The 15277-nt window shown below is 45.1% G+C and carries 13 protein-coding genes and 2 pseudogenes; 8 read left to right on the plus strand and 7 right to left on the minus strand.

What is annotated here, in order from left to right:
- Window positions 1-152: 152 nt before the first annotated feature.
- Window positions 153-1349, minus strand: coding sequence for an NAD(P)/FAD-dependent oxidoreductase (locus LAY41_RS26325; protein ID WP_249104611.1), 1197 nt, complete (start codon window positions 1347-1349; stop codon window positions 153-155).
- 87 nt (window positions 1350-1436) lie between these two features.
- On the opposite strand from LAY41_RS26325, the gene LAY41_RS26330 reads away from it, so the two are divergent.
- Together LAY41_RS26330 and LAY41_RS26335 are read left to right on the plus strand one after the other, a co-directional pair.
- Window positions 1437-1667, plus strand: a complete 231-nt coding sequence (locus tag LAY41_RS26330; protein WP_249104613.1) for a hypothetical protein — start codon at window positions 1437-1439, stop codon at window positions 1665-1667.
- A 24-nt stretch (window positions 1668-1691) separates the two neighbouring features.
- A complete protein-coding gene (locus LAY41_RS26335) occupies window positions 1692-2279 on the plus strand; it encodes a Uma2 family endonuclease (RefSeq protein ID WP_249104614.1) in 588 nt (195 codons plus the stop codon).
- A 341-nt stretch (window positions 2280-2620) separates the two neighbouring features.
- Here the strand turns inward: LAY41_RS26335 and LAY41_RS26340 are convergent, their stop codons facing one another.
- The gene (locus LAY41_RS26340) at window positions 2621-4285 is read right to left on the minus strand and encodes a DUF655 domain-containing protein (protein ID WP_420840352.1); all 1665 of its coding nucleotides are present in this window, start codon (window positions 4283-4285) and stop codon (window positions 2621-2623) included.
- A gap of 230 nt (window positions 4286-4515) precedes the next feature.
- Between LAY41_RS26340 and LAY41_RS26345 the strand changes: the two genes are divergently transcribed.
- On the plus strand, window positions 4516-4896 hold the full coding sequence (locus LAY41_RS26345; protein ID WP_249104683.1) for a DUF7682 family zinc-binding protein: 381 nt from the start codon (window positions 4516-4518) through the stop codon (window positions 4894-4896).
- A gap of 77 nt (window positions 4897-4973) precedes the next feature.
- Window positions 4974-6140 (plus strand): cysteine desulfurase family protein, encoded by a 1167-nt coding sequence (locus tag LAY41_RS26350; protein ID WP_249104616.1) that lies wholly within the window; start codon window positions 4974-4976, stop codon window positions 6138-6140.
- A gap of 15 nt (window positions 6141-6155) precedes the next feature.
- On the opposite strand, the gene LAY41_RS26355 is transcribed toward LAY41_RS26350, so the two are convergent.
- Genes LAY41_RS26355 through LAY41_RS26365 form a run of 3 tightly spaced genes read right to left on the minus strand, consistent with a single transcriptional unit; the run spans window position 6156 to window position 8237 of the window.
- Window positions 6156-6401, minus strand: a complete 246-nt coding sequence (locus LAY41_RS26355) for a hypothetical protein (RefSeq protein WP_249104618.1) — start codon at window positions 6399-6401, stop codon at window positions 6156-6158.
- Between the two features lie 22 nt (window positions 6402-6423).
- Window positions 6424-7368, minus strand: a complete 945-nt coding sequence (locus LAY41_RS26360; RefSeq protein ID WP_249104620.1) for an RpnC/YadD family protein — start codon at window positions 7366-7368, stop codon at window positions 6424-6426.
- 56 nt (window positions 7369-7424) lie between these two features.
- Window positions 7425-8237 carry a DUF559 domain-containing protein gene (locus LAY41_RS26365; protein WP_249104621.1) on the minus strand — a complete coding sequence of 271 codons (813 nt, stop codon included), beginning with the start codon at window positions 8235-8237 and terminating at the stop codon, window positions 7425-7427.
- Between the two features lie 89 nt (window positions 8238-8326).
- On the opposite strand from LAY41_RS26365, the gene LAY41_RS26370 reads away from it, so the two are divergent.
- Complete coding sequence (locus LAY41_RS26370; protein WP_249104623.1) at window positions 8327-9070, plus strand: DUF1995 family protein; 744 nt, start codon at window positions 8327-8329, stop codon at window positions 9068-9070.
- A 422-nt stretch (window positions 9071-9492) separates the two neighbouring features.
- Entirely contained in the window at window positions 9493-9810 is a 318-nt protein-coding gene (locus LAY41_RS26375; RefSeq protein ID WP_249104625.1) for a hypothetical protein, read from the plus strand.
- 283 nt (window positions 9811-10093) lie between these two features.
- Here the strand turns inward: LAY41_RS26375 and LAY41_RS26380 are convergent, their stop codons facing one another.
- On the minus strand, window positions 10094-12007 hold the full coding sequence (locus LAY41_RS26380; protein WP_249104627.1) for a globin domain-containing protein: 1914 nt from the start codon (window positions 12005-12007) through the stop codon (window positions 10094-10096).
- 76 nt (window positions 12008-12083) lie between these two features.
- Window positions 12084-12566: a GNAT family N-acetyltransferase gene (locus LAY41_RS26385; RefSeq protein WP_249104629.1), complete on the minus strand. Its 483-nt coding sequence runs from the start codon at window positions 12564-12566 to the stop codon at window positions 12084-12086.
- A 362-nt stretch (window positions 12567-12928) separates the two neighbouring features.
- On the opposite strand from LAY41_RS26385, the pseudogene LAY41_RS32905 reads away from it, so the two are divergent.
- Window positions 12929-13663: pseudogene (locus tag LAY41_RS32905) on the plus strand (GAF domain-containing protein); the annotation flags it as partial.
- Between the two features lie 39 nt (window positions 13664-13702).
- Window positions 13703-15187 (plus strand): annotated as a pseudogene (locus tag LAY41_RS32910) (GAF domain-containing sensor histidine kinase); the annotation flags it as partial.
- Window positions 15188-15277: the final 90 nt, after the last annotated feature.

Consider the following 15277-nt stretch of genomic DNA (forward strand, 5'->3'; position numbering starts at 1 on the left):
TCATTAGTCATTAGTCATTAGTCATTAGTCATTAGTCATTAGTCATTAGTCATTAGTCATTAGTCATTAGTCATTAGATTTTTGGCCTACGCTTGGGCGGGGTATGTACCGGAAAACCAATGACTTTTGATTAATGACTGATGACCAATTAATCAACTAGGATTGATTAATTCCAATATAGGATTAGCTATCCAGTTTACGCCGACTCTTAACTGATGTTCTGTATTTGGCATCCGATACAGATAGGCGAGGCGACGGGCAAGATAAGCTAACTGACCGTCCAATTGCACTCCCATGCCGCTGATAGTGGCGCTGTCAGTTCCCAGAGTGAGCATTTCTCCTAAATTCTGATATTGGAAGGAAAGCAACGGACGATCGCACAGGGAAGCCCAAACATTCCAAGCTGCAAAGTGGGATTGCTGGTAAGCTGCTTGTGCTGAGTCGGGTACTTGCTGACCTTCCCCATCGCGACAATCTGCTAAATCTCCCAGTACAAAGATTTCTGGATGGTCAATTGCTTGCAGGGTAGGTGTGGTGGTTAGCTGTGAACGCTGATTTTGTTTGAGGGGGAGATTACGCACGATCGCAGATCCTTGCATTCCCACCGTCCACAGTATCAGCTCGGCTGGGATGGTGTCTAGCTGTGCTTTATACAGTAGGGAGATGGTTTCTGGCCCGATCGAGTCAACGGTGGTTTCCAAATCTATCCAGATACCCCGCGCCTCTAAAGCTTTGCGTGCTGTTTCTCGGTTAAATTCGGGCGATGTTCGCAGAATGCGATCGCTTTGTTCGATTAAGCGGAAGCGTCCGCGTTCTCCCAGTCTATCGGCTAGTTTGCAAGCTAACTCAACGCCGCAATAACCACCACCGACGATCGCTACTCGAATTTTATCTGCTTGTGATGCTTCTAAAACTCGCAGTCTTTCTTCCAGACGATAAGCATCGGTGAGGGAACGGAAGGGAAAAGCGTAGGAACTAGCACCAGGAACGATATCTAGAGGAGATTCTCCACCCAAGGCTAAGACTAACTTGTCGTAGGGTATTTCGGGGCCATCCTGCAAATAAACCCGGTGCTGTTCTACATCAATCCCCGCCACTACTCCTTGACAAAAACGTACATCTGTGTTGCTTAGTATTTCTGCGAAGGGTGGGGCTATTTCCCAAGTTTGCAGTTCGCCGGTAATCAGTTCGTAGAGGAGGGGGGTGAATACGAAGCGATCGCTTTTATCCACCAGCACAATTTCGGGTTTAGACGCCTTTTCCCAAGGTAGCTGGCTCAATCGCAGAGCGGTATACAGACCGCCAAAGCCTCCGCCGAGTATACATATGCGTGCAGGTTGTTGGGTCATGGTTGATTGCGCGGGAGTGATAGCAGGGGAACTTTCTTCAGGATAACAAGCTGTAGTAGTCTGTATCCAATGCTAAGGAGTTTTCTGATGTCCCCGACAACTTCTGGGATTTCGTTTAAATTCCGCCTTGTAGAGAATGGTACAGCCCAAGGACTTTGGGCTCAAAAAGCGATCGCCAACGAACGAGAAATAATCTTAGGAAAAGATACCAGTTTGCTTTATGAGGAAATTACAGGTACTACGATTCGCGATCGAAGGTTAGCGATCGGCAAAGATAATAACGCTTTCTACATTGATACTGCTAGGATGGCTGAATAAGCGTCTGCTTAAGGAGCTTACGCCATGATTAAAACCCCTACCCCCACCTTGACCTTTGAGGAGTATCTAACCTACGATGACGGAACCGATAACCGTTATGAACTTGTTAATGGGGAGTTAGTAATGGTTCCTTTGCCAACTGCCGACCAGTCAGATGTAATTGATTTATTGTCTGACACTTTTAGGGCAGAAATCACAACAAAGTCGCACTCTTGGATTGTTAAACGCGATGTAGGGGTGTATGTAGGCACCGCTCCAGATACCGGAAAAGACCGCTCTCGTACCCCAGACCTGTGTGTTATAACTCAAGCACAATGGACTGGACTTAAAGCCGACAAGAAGGCAGCAGCTGTTTTGAGAAACCCGCCGTTGTTGGTGGTTGAAGTAGTTAGTCCTGGTTCCAAGAAGACAGATTACGAAACCAAACAATCTGAATATAAAACTATTGGAATTCCCGAATATTGGATTGTAGACCTCCGCAAGTTCAAGGTTTCAGTTCTGTTTCTGGTGAATGGGAACTATCAGATAACAGAGTTTACAGGAAACCAGCGCATTGTCTCTCAGGCTTTCTCAGAATTTACTCTGACGGCTGAACAAATGTTGGCAGCTTAGACATTTCACACCCTACTAACGCAAGTTGCTAGTTACATTAAGTAGGGTACGTCAGAGCGATAAAATTAGTGATTATCTCCTAAATTTTGGGATCTGACGCACCCTACAACCTCAAAAATAAATGTTTGCTACAGATGTAGAGTCGATTCATGAATTGACTCTACACCAGAGAGTGTTCATATCATATCCTTACGCATCGGTTACCTAAAAAATTCGTATTCTTATTCTTATCTGCGTTTATCTGCGTTCATCTGTCCTTCCTTATCTGCGGTAAAAATTTAACCAACGATGACAACAGTGCGATATCCAGAACATCCTTCATTGATAATGACATAGAGTTTCTACCAAGTAACTCGGTCTTTCAACTTATCCAACAAACTCGGCCCGACTCCTGGCACATTGTCCAAATCTTGTAAAGAAGTGAAAGGTTTCTTTTGACGTGACTGAATAATTTGCTGCGCCAATTTAGGCCCCACTCCTGGTAAAGCTTCCAATTCCTGTTGGCTAGCAGTATTGAGATTAACTTTCTGATTAATGGTATTTTCGCTAACTTTAGCTGTAGTTGAACTTGCCGCCGAAGGTGAAGATACGGTTTTTAGGGGCGGACATTGTTGCTGCTGATTCTTAATTTTTTGCTTAATTCCATCTGGTAAACCGAGTATAGAATCAGCATAAAGCCGATCGAACTCGCGCTCAAAATGGGCTGCAACGGTGGGACTTTGAATTACTAAAACTGTTTCGTCATTATTAGTGTTTGCTGCTGCTGACCAGTTGTGGGAACCAGTAATAACAATTTGTTTGTCTACAACACCAAATTTGTGATGCAACAGATCGCCTTTTTTTAGTTGGGGAATGCCTACAGTGGTAATCGGATTTTGCCAAGGACGGTTATCAACTTCGTATTTGCAATTATTAAGCAAAGCAACGCCCATCATATCCAGCGCTTCGCTATAGCTGCGATAGGCAAAGTCGGCATCGATTAAAGCTCGTATTTGCACACCGCGTTGATTGTCAGTTTCTAAGATATTCGCAAGTCGCTGTTCTGAAAATACAAACAACGCCATATTTACCGATTGGGTAGCGGTATTTAAGGTTTTACCGATCAGACCGTTGCTGCTTTCTTCCCAAGGCTGCGTTGATGATGTTGGCGAGAAATGAACTGCAATGGTAGTAGTTCCTAGAGTGATTTGCTGAACTGGTCGAAACGGCTTTTTGATGCCAAATTTGCTATCTGGATTACCACCAGGGCCATCGCCCCATAGAATGTTAAATTCTGCTGTGAAAAGAGTTGCTAATTCGGAATTATCAATGCTGAGAAGATTGTTAGCATTTCCCAAACTGCTGGGAGATATAAAGTCGCCGTGAATGTCGCTAGTTGTAAAATTTGCCGATGTAATAATGAGAGTGCGATCGTCAACGACGACAAATTTATGGTGCATTAAAGCACTGCCTTTTGAACCATCAGCGGTATCATCAATTATGGGAATACCGGCATTTTGCAACATGACGATCGCATCCCCTCGATCGATCTCATCTTGGCTGAGTTTATTATCGCCATTTTGGTCTGCTAACTTGACAAATTCGTTGTAGCGTCCGCGTTCCCGTTCCGGTAGTTTCGCTACCTCATCTGGTGTAAATTTACTCCAAGGACGGCTGTAAGTATTCTCCAGAATTACCCTTACCTTAACCCCAGCTTTTTTGCGATCGGCCAAAGCCTTGGCAATATGAGGTAACCGCAACTCCTGAACAGCCACATCCACGGTAGACTTAGCAGTGGCGATCGCATCGACTATCTGCTGTTCCAAGTCATCTCCCGATCGCGTTTGCTTGCGGTAGGGTTCTCTGTACTCAGCCGACTCAGAGTGGTTGAAGTAAACTTTAACAACAGGATCTTGGGGCAGGGGTAAAGGGGCCGATCGCTGAGTTTGCGGCCCAGCCCGTTGACAAGCAGCTAAGGTCAGTGCTAAAAGAATCGTTGCTACTTGCCTCACGATTGCATATATCAAATTAATGTCCATAAGTCAATAAGTGAAAGCAGTCTATTTTTACCCATTTAGCGGCAAGCAACCGATCCCACAGCTAGAAGCGGTGAGTTTTCTTGCTAAAATTCTGTAATCTAAAGTTTATTATTTTGAAAGCCGCTTTAAAGCATCTTTCAAAAACTAGCGTGTGCCCCACGGAAAGTGACGCCTGTGGAAAGAAAGACCTCAACGCAGAGGTATTTTCATCTGTTGTTATGCCTAGAAGAAAAAAGCAATTTCAGTGCGGCCACAAGGGCTATGGTCAAATGTGCCATCTGTGTGCCCAAAAAAAAGCCGTACTGGAACAAAAAAGACAGCTAAAAAACGAGTGGGAGTCCACTTTTGCCGATGATCCCATAGATTTAAGGGATCTACCCATCCATGTGGTGGTCAAGGCACGCACTGTGATTGCGGCTTTACAGCAGCACAAAAATTACACAGATTTTGGCGGCAAGCGATTGCGGCACGATCGCTTCGTGGTCAGCATTCCCATCACCCGCAACTACCGAATGCTCTGCCGGGACTGCGGTAATATCTTAATTCCCCTAGCTGTCTTGTCCCATGAGGACTACAATGTCCGCAAACCGGGAAGTTAGCTAGTTGTTAGACGTTGGCGGTATATGCTGAAATTAGAGAGCCAGTCGGTCGTCGCGACCTCTAACGCCTAAAGATTATGCAAATTTATCTAGATTACAGCGCTACAACACCGACCCGCCCAGAGGCGATCGCCGCTATGCAAGAAGTCCTCACCCAACAGTGGGGCAACCCCTCCAGTTTGCACGAGTGGGGACAACGGGCAGCAACGATATTAGAACAAGCCAGAATGCAGGTGGCTGGACTAATTAAGGCACCGGCAGAGTCTATTATATTTACCTCTGGCGGCACTGAGGCAGACAATCTGGCAATTATGGGTGTGGCTCGATGTTACACCAAACCTCAGCACATTATTATTTCCAGCGTTGAGCATTCAGCTGTGGCAGAACCAGTACAGCTGCTGGAACAATGGGGCTGGAAAGTGACGCGCTTGCCGGTGGATAGGTGGGGACGAGTTAACGAAAATGACTTGGAAAACGCGCTGCAACCCAATACGGTTTTAGTTTCGATAATCTACGGTCAGAGTGAAGTTGGCACTCTACAACCGATCGAAGCTTTGGGAAATATTGTCCGCGATCGCGGAGTGCTGTTCCACACAGATGCAGTTCAAGTAGCTGGGCGTTTGCCGATCGATGTGCAAAAATTGCCGGTAGATTTACTTTCCCTTTCCAGTCACAAAATTTATGGCCCTCAAGGGTCTGGGGCGCTGTACGTCCGTCCCGGCGTGGAATTAGTTCCTTTGTTGGGTGGTGGAGGGCAAGAAATGCGCTTGCGTTCTGGAACTCAAGCTGTGCCAATTATTGCCGGTTTTGGAGTAGCTGCGGAACTGGCGGCGCAAGAAATGGCTACGGAAACGTCCAGGTTGATTGGGTTGCGCGATCGTCTTTTCGACCAACTTTCCGATACTCCCAGTTTGACACCCACGGGTCACCGTTGGCACCGTTTGCCTCACCATGTCAGTTTCTGCTTGCAGGATGCCGATGGTAAAAAGCTCACCGGCAAAACCATCGTGCGGCAAATGAACTTAGCTGGTGTTGGTATTAGTGCTGGTGCTGCTTGCAGTAGCGGCAAACTCAACCCCAGTCCTATCCTGCTGGCGATGGGGTACAGTACCCAGATGGCAAAAGCGGGAATTCGCCTGACTTTGGGGCGTGACACGACAGCAGCTGATGTGGACTGGACTGCGATCGTACTGAAGCAAGTGTTGCAAAGATTGATACCAGAGGTGGCATTAGCTGGGCGTTGAATTCAGGGGATACATTTAACGCTCTCCTTGTGCCAATAACTCCTCAAACGCCTGCACCGAATTTACAGTAATAGCGCGTTTAAGTAGTCGTTTCAGTAGCGCTAAATCTTCGATCGCAAAAATGCTACTCCTTAAGGCATCTGGCACAGTTAAAAACCGCGTTTCCAGAACATCAATAACATTTTCGCGAGACGTTTGCAGGCGACCCTGCTGTATCCCATCCTGTATCCCATCCCGCTCAAAACTGGTAATGTATGGCATTCGCCTTTCCTCCTCTATCCCGTTAAAACTCTCCTTGTGCCAATAACTCCTCAAACTCCTGCACCGAAGTAACAGTAATAGCGCGTTTATGCAGTCGTTTCAGCATTGCTAAATCTTCGATCGCAAAAATGCGATTTTTTAAGGCATCTGGCACAGTTAAAAACCGCGTTTCCAGAACATCAATTACAGCCTCGTGAGACGTTTGCAGGCGACCCTGCTGTATACCATCCCGCTCAAAACTGGTAATGTATGGCATTCGCCTTTCCTCCTCTATTCGCTTGATTTCAGTTTTAAACTCTTGCTGAACTGCCTCCGGTAATGCCATGATCCATTCAATGAACCGGAACAACTCCAAAATCTGATTTTTACTATAGCCGCGCTCGTACAGTCGTCGCACTAACCTCAATTTTAACTGGAAACGGCGCGGTAAATCACTGCGTGTTGCTTGGGTTTCCAGATGCGCGGCGATAATGGTAGCAAAGGGATTAGTGCTTTCCTCTAGGGTAGCTGCTGGATAGTCGAGCAGTTTCACTACCGGAAACTGCAAACTGCTCTCAAATCCCCATCGACTATAACTATAGCCTGTCGGTCGCCAATTGGTGTTTTCATCTCCCAATACGGCAAAGCTGAAGACTTTTTGCCGATAGCGATCGAATAACCGATGATTGTAAATATACATCCGCTCGGCAAAATCTGACTGCTCTTGTCCTTGAATTTCGACATGAATTAACACAATCGCTTCTTCGCCGGAGTTCAGCCATACTTTTACTAGCTTATCTGCTAAACGCCTGCCTGTCTCGGCATCGCGAATCACTTCTTGCAATTCGGTGTCTAAAGTTTCATAACCTTTCTCCCAATCAATATCGCTGTGAGTATCTGCAAAACAAAAAGCCATAAATGGCTCAAAATAGACAGTTAGGGCTTCTTTCCAAGCGCTGTCGTAGTCGGCTCGCACTTCATCTTCCATTCAGTATATCCTCCTCTTAGATAATCCACCCTTGGTAGAGTCCTCAAATTTAAAATTTAAAACAAACTCAATTGCACAAATTCAGCCGATGAATTCGATTTAATTAAACGCGGGAAACCTCTACCTTCTTCCTTCAAACCTCCGAGACGGTTAATATTTTCAATAATTATCGGTAGACAATCCTCAGCCATTTTTTCTTGAATGTGATAAGTATTGAATCGCAAGATATCCCAACCTTCTGTTTGCAAGTCGTTATTTCGCTGATTATCTAAAGGAATGCGTTCTTTGTCAGCGTGCCAGGTATCGCCGTCAGTTTCAATATTGATTTTACCGTAAGTACAGTAAATGGCAAAGTCAAGGGCGTAGTTATTGTTTCTAGCTGTCACAAACTCCTGACGTTCGGCATTAATTTCTAATTGTTTAAATTCAGCCCACAATTTATCTTCCAGAGGACTTTCATCATACAAATCGTTAATCTCACCTGCATTGGTGAATTTTTCCCAGGTAGTTTGGATGAAAACAATCCGACGCGATCGACGGCTGAATATTGATGTTTCTAAACGTTGCAATGAGGATAACTCTAGTTTAGAATAACGCTGGCGGCTTTTTCTGTCCTTTGGTAATTCTGGAAAAAATTCCGACCGAAAAACTTCGCTAATTTGCTCAATTTTAGCATAATATCTAACGGCAAAAGCTTGTTTGCCAAAAGTTCCTGGTTGGTAAAAAGCAATCCATTGAGGAGGCCAACGCTGATTGAGAAATTTATGCACCTTATCTACAGGAATGCGATACCAATGGCGATCGCGAGCAATTTCCAAATCTAGCCGATTAGGTAGGATGGCGACTAATACTTCTTCATTTAATGCCATTGAATTTTCTGGGGAAGCTGGATAGATAAATATCAATGTTTGTGCTGGTACTATCACAGTACAATAACCTGTAAGCAAAAAAATACATTATGGCAGAACTACCCCAAAGTCTTGAAGAAGCGATCGCACAATCTCGCGAAGCTACCCTGGCTGCGATCGCAAATGGTTGCTCCCGGCTGCAAGTAGAGTTAAATTTCCCAGAAATCGCACTCCAAGCACAGTCCATCGCCCAGCAATTCATCCCCGTCTTTGAAGACCGCATTTCCCACCTGAAAGTTTTTTTCCCCGATGCCGGTGCTGCCGCATTGGCCCGCCGCGACTGGGGAGAAGTTCCTTTTAAAATTCAAGACATTGGCATGGGTAGAACTCCCATCCAAAACAAAATTGAGCCGGAAGATGAGGTATTCTTGCTGGTTGACCTCAGTGCGGTGGAAGTGGGGGAAGTAGAAAAGCTGTGCAACGCAGCGGGCTCAAGGCCCGTTATTTTACTCATTCCCCACTTGGAAGATGCCGCTACTGTCGGTATCGGTTATACTGCCCGTCAACTGCGGGAACGGTTACTCAATACCTTGGAATCTTGCTACTATGTCAAACCCGTAGAAGGGGCAGCTTTGTTTCGCTGCTATCCCTCTCCTTGGCAGGTTTGGCTCCAAAATAGCGAAAACTACAATTTGATTGCCGAATTGCCTAAAAAACCCGTTGGCGACGAACTCGATCGAATTCTATTCAACGCAACTCAGCCTAACAGCGCCAATGCAGGTGATGCCCCACGTCCCAAAAAACCCGGACTTTTCACCAATATGGAACGTTTCTTACGGGCATTGAGCCGATAGTGCGTAGGGTGCGTTAGCTTGAGGGTAACGCACCTGACCAAACTTGCCAAACCCCAGTCAGATATTTGACATAAACGCTCACGCATCACCCCGCCTCCACCCCAGATGCCGGTATACAGAGGTTTTCTCTTTCAGTGAGGTACAGCATTTTAAAGAGTGGGAGAGTGGGAGAGTGGGAGAGTGGGGGAGTGGGGGAGTGGGGGAGCGGGAGAGTGGGAGAGTGGGAGAGCGGGAGAGCGGGAGAGTGGGAGAGAGAATCACCAATTCCCAATTCTCCATTCCCAATTCTCCATTCCCAATTCCCCATTCCCAATTCCCCCACTCTCCCCCTCTCCCCCTCTTCCTTCTTCCCCTAGTCCCTAGCAAAAAAGCCCCTAGCCCCTAGCTATAATACTCTGTAAACCAACCGAAAATAGATACAAATGGACTTACAAAAGCACAATCTGGCCGAAAAAATGGCCTTTTTGATATCGATTCCGCCTGACAGCAACCTGGCCAAATTGCTAAGATTTTGTTTAGCAACCGGGTGGAATGAGGAACTTGCGGGGAAGAGTGCCTTGGATATCGCCCGTGCGCTTATAGAAGACCCATATAATTTGCCTTATTGGACGCATGAGGTAATGGGAATTGACAAAGAGCATAGCGATCGGGAGTGGATAGCGTTGGGAGAAATGGGCATCAAGGATACCAAAGAGTTTATTAACACCTTGTGGAAAGAATTGGAAAGTTTGAATTTGTAATCAAAGCTATAGTCATTGGTCATTAGTCATTGGTCATTTGGTAATTGGTGATTGGTAATCAAAAAATTACGTACTACCTTTTACCTTGGAAATAGACTTGTTGCAAAAGTCGATATTTATTTGCACGTTATCTGCGTTTACAGCGGCTTGCAGTCGGATGAAGTACACAAGAGAAACCCGGTTTATTGAAGAAACCTGGTTTCTATGTACCTCACTGCAAGAAGTCTAATGACCAATGACTACTGACCAATGACCCATGACTAATGACTACTGACTAAGTTAATTATTCATCTCTCAAATCATCAGGCACGATCGCATCTATTAGGTTGGCACCATTCAAGTTAGTATCTGTTAGGTTTGCGCCACTAAGGTTGGCACCCATCAGGTTAGCAGCACTCAAGTTGGCACTACTCAGATCGACACCAGTCAACCTAGCATTACTCAAATCCGCACCAAACAAGTTAGCATTCTTAAGATTGGAACCAGCCAAGTTGGAATCTTTTAGGTTGGCAAAACTCAGATTTGCGCTACTGAAGTTGACCCTCGTGAGGCTGGCAAAACTTATGTTGGCGCGATTCAGGTTGGCGCGATTGAAGTTGGCATTATCCAAATCCGCTTTATGGAAATCGCTTTCACTAAGCTCGGCATCACTTAGATCGATACTTTCTAATTTTGCACCAGCAACTTTTATCCCTCTAAGAATAACGCCATCCTTATTCAAATCTTGGAGTGCCATATACCGGGCATAGCTTACCTCTACTCCTTCCGCTCCATCTATCGTACTCCAAGCTTGGTAGTGAGATTGTTTTTTACGTTCGGGAATTTCCTTAATGAATAGAACTACGGCAACAACAACACTTAGAGACTCAAGACTCCCCAAAATTTGTCCTAGTATAGAGTTTTCATTAGTGATCAGAATCAGAAAGAGTACTATGCCGACGACGATCAGAGTGACTGCCCATGTGGGTAATTCCCAGAACCAGTAAACAAATTGTTCTTGTAAGTAAACGAATTTTTCCTTGATTTGTTTTACTATTACGCCTTGGCTGAAAACCGATCTTAAGCCTTTGATCTGCTCCTGTATCTGCTCCTGTACCAGGGTCTTAATTTGCTCAGATTTGTTTTTTTGGACTAATTCGACCTGTAAAACTGGAGACTCTTGTGGGACTGGTGCTTTCTCCACCTCCACAGCAGGGGTTGATACTGTCTGTGATGGGAGAGATGGTGCGGTATAACCGGCACCTTCTAACATCAAATTGGCGATCGCACCATAGGCATCCACCCAAGCTTGTTTTACTTCAGGAGTCCAAGAGAGCTGTAGGTACTGCTCAAAAGTCATTAGCAGCGCCTCACCCACCATCGGGTAATATTTTGGTAATACTCCGTAGCTAATGTGTCTGCCTCCCAAATCTTTTAGCACTTGTCCTAGAACTTCGGGCCTACGTAGACTTTCTACCACTAGCACTAAGGAACTGATCAGCTTTTTCTGCTGCTTCTTCATATCGGTGCTGCCAAATAAAGGTTTAACCTCTGGGTTAGCCGCAAACAAGTTCTCGTAGAAGCTAGCGGCAAATTGTTCTGCCTGGGGTCTAACTTTGGCAAAGCTGCTTTCGAGTAATTCTACCTGTAAAGCGCCTGACTTCTGTGGTGTTGGTGTTTTATTTACCTCAAAAGAAGGGGTTGGTACTTTCTGTAATTCGACCTGTAAAACAGGAGACTGCTGTGGAACTGGTGCTTTCTCCACTTTGGCGGAAGGGGTTGATACTGTCTGTGATGGGAGAGATGGTGCGGTATAACCGGCACCTTCTAACATCAAATTGGCGATCGCACCATAGGCATCCACCCAAGCTTGTTTTACTTCAGGAGTCCAAGAGAGCTGTAGGTACTGCTCAAAAGTCACCAGCAGCGCCTCACCCACCATCGGGTAATATTTTGGTAATACCCCGTACTGAATGTGTCTGCCTCCCAAATCTTTTAGCACTTGCCCTAGAACTTCTGGTCTGCGTAGATTTTCTACCACTAACACTAAGGAACCGATCAGCTTTTTCTGCTGCTTCTTTATATCCGTGTTGCTAAATAAAGGTTTGAGCTTTGGGTTAGCTGCAAACAGGTTCTCGTAGAAGCTAGCTGCAAATTCATCAGCTTGAGGTCTGATGCGCTGGAAACTCTGTTCTAATAGTTCAACTTTTAAAGACATTTATCAGATCTGACAATCGGTATAAAAACTATGCTATCAAATTCTAGAGTCGCATGGCATTCCCAGTCCCCGTTCCCTAAGAGATGTGTTTTACATAAACGCGATCGCATCTCGCTGTCTCTACTCCAGAGGCAGGTTGATAGCCGCTGCTTTCATATAGTTGCACTGCTTGTTTTAAAACTGAGGCAGTTTCTATCCAAATCTGTTGAAAACCTCTAGATGCGATCGCACTTTCTAACTCTTTCAATAAAAATTTCCCCAGTCCTTTTCTCCTTGCAGATGGCAACAGATACATTTTGCGAATTTCTACTGCGTCTGACGCTCTTTTGATGGGATAATAAGCAGCTGTTCCTACCACTTGTCCCTCCTGTTCCACCACCCAGAACTCTCCCGCAACTGCCAGATAACATTCTTCGATCTGCAATACATCTTTGTCTGCCTCTGTTGGTTCCCAAGGCAAGCCGTACTCGGTTAACACGGAATGGATGACATCGGCAGCAAAGGCCAGATCGCCCTCCTCCCAAGAACGAATCACAAAATCGCGATAGTGAGTTTTCACTTTAAATATAGTTATTCTACAATTATTTATTTTAATGTTGTCATCGTTGGTTAAATTTTAACCGCAGATGAAGACAGATAAACGCAGATAAACGCAGATAAGAATAATCACACGAATTTTTTAGGTAAGCGATGCTACCAAACATGATATTATTGGTTTCAAACCCCCGGCTCGCTCCGTGGGGTCAATCCAAAATCCAAAATCCAAAATTGAATAAATTACGCAAATTTACGTAGTTGTAAAATCTGATAGATATGATAATATAGTTTGCATTATAACATATCTTTAGGTAGATGATGAAGCAACTACCTATGAACCATGATGAGAATTGGTAATGCCAAATTGAGGATAAGGTAAAAAAAATGATTCAGATCGGCCTCAAGAAGCTATTATCTAAAAAAGAAAGTTCATCGACGATCGCCAACCTGGTAAATACTATTGATAATTCTATCAGCATTCAGGATGCCGAAGGCGATACGCTGCTTGGGGTGGCAAGTGAAAATCAATTAAATAGATGTCCGATCGAAGTTTCAGGAGAAACGATCGGATGGGTAATTGGGTCAGAAAAAGCATCTCCTGTAGCTGCTTTTATATCTTATTTAGCTAATAAAGAGCTAGAGAAGAAAGCACTTGCAAACGAATTATTAGCTCGATATAGAGAAATCACAGTTTTATATCAAATTTCCCAAAAGTTAACGGCAACTTTAGAACTAAAAGAAGTTGCCAAATTAGCGATCGATGAAGCCAAAGAGCTTGTAGACGCAACCAGCGGCTCGATCGTGTTAGTACATCCAGTCAACGGCTGCCTTGAAGTCATCTCGGCATTTGGTAAAGAATGCCAGCCAAATGCAACCTTAAAACTAGGTGAAGGCATCATCGGTAACGTAGTTACAAGAGGAACGGGAGAAATAGTCAACGATGTGTTATCCGATCCCAGATATGTAGAAAATAAAGAGCAAGTAAGCTCTCTAATTTGCGTTCCTTTGAAGACGAAAGATAAAGTAATTGGTGCGATCGAAATCAGCAGCAAGACACCAGTCAATTACACAGCAGCAGATCTGAAACTGCTTACCATGCTGGCATTTCAAGCTGGATCGGCCATTGAAAATGCCCTTCTCCATGAAAACCAGCTGCGCGAAAGCCGCCGGGAAGCTTTGCTTTTTCGTTTAGCAAGCCAAATCCGTCATTCCCTGAACCTCGATACCATTTTAGAAACAGCTGTGACCGAGATCCGCAGTCTCCTGCAAATCGATCGCTGCCAATTCATCTGGTATAGACCCGAAGAAGGGAAAAAAGTTCCCAGGCAGAGCCAGGAAACGAGGTCAAAAGGCCAAAGTAAAGCAGAAAACTTCATTCATCCTTCGGAAATCCCTACAGAGTACATCGATCGTGCTTCCGCTAACTGGGAAGTTGTCAAAGAAGCCAAAAACCCCGATTTACCGAGCTTAATGGGTTACTACTCAGCTGTAGAGGTTGGTTCGTTTACGGAGAAACTTCTAGATATGGAAGTAGTTTGGGCAGATAATGTCGTAACCCTCAGCGATCCGGTAATGAAAGAGTTCTTCCTTGATAAAAAATTTAGCTCTTTATTCGCACTGCCGATTCAAACTCGCTCTGGAACAATTGGTGTAATTAGCTGCGGTCACAGTACAGAAGTGCGTAAGTGGAGCGACCATGAAGTAGAACTATTGCAGGCTGTGGCTACTCAACTGGCAATCGCTCTCGACCAAGCAGAATTATACCAAGAAACTGCGATCGCAGCCGCCACAGCCCAAGCCCAAACCCGACAATTACAGCAAACCCTGCACGAATTACAGCAAACCCAAGCACAGCTAATCCAAAGCGAAAAAATGTCCAGCCTTGGCTGTATGGTTGCTGGTGTAGCCCACGAAATCAACAATCCCGTCAATTTTATCTACGGCAACCTCTCCTACGCCCATCAATATTCCCAAAGCTTACTCGATCTTGTACAACTTTATGGCAAGCACTATCCGCAACCAGTACCGGAAATTCAAGCTCAGATAGAAGCGATCGAACTCGACTTTCTGGTTGAAGACCTACCCAAAATACTATCATCAATGCAGGTGGGAGTCGATCGCATCCGTCAAATCGTCTTATCCCTGCGAAACTTCTCCCGTCTGGATCAAGCAGAGATGAAGCCAGTGAACATTCACGAAGGTATCGATAGCACCCTCATGATATTGCACCATCGCTTAAAATCGACAACAGAACGTCCTGCAATTCAAGCAACTCAAGAGTATGGCGACTTGCCGCTTGTAGAGTGTTATCCCGGTCAGTTGAACCAAGTTTTCATGAACGTCATCAGCAATGCGATCGACGCCCTTGAAAACCAACCTCAACCTCAGATTACCATTCATACTGAAGTAGTCCGCGCTCTGGACGCTGTTGTGATTCGCATTCGAGACAACGGCCCAGGAATGACAGATGAGGTCAAAAAGAGATTGTTTGACCCCTTCTATACAACCAAACCAGTAGGGAAAGGGACAGGGCTAGGTTTGTCCATTAGCTACCAGATTGTCGTGGAAAAACATGGAGGCAGCTTGAAGTGTATATCTGAACCAGGTCAGGGTGCAGAGTTTTTGATTCAGATTCCCGTCAAAGCGATCGCACTAAGTCGTCCTGAGAGTAACAATCACCATCTGGTTGATTTTACTCCTAATTTGCAGACATACCGCCATCAAACTCAATAT

This window comes from Argonema galeatum A003/A1, from assembly GCF_023333595.1.
Classification (GTDB): Bacteria; Cyanobacteriota; Cyanobacteriia; order Cyanobacteriales; family Aerosakkonemataceae; genus Argonema; species Argonema galeatum.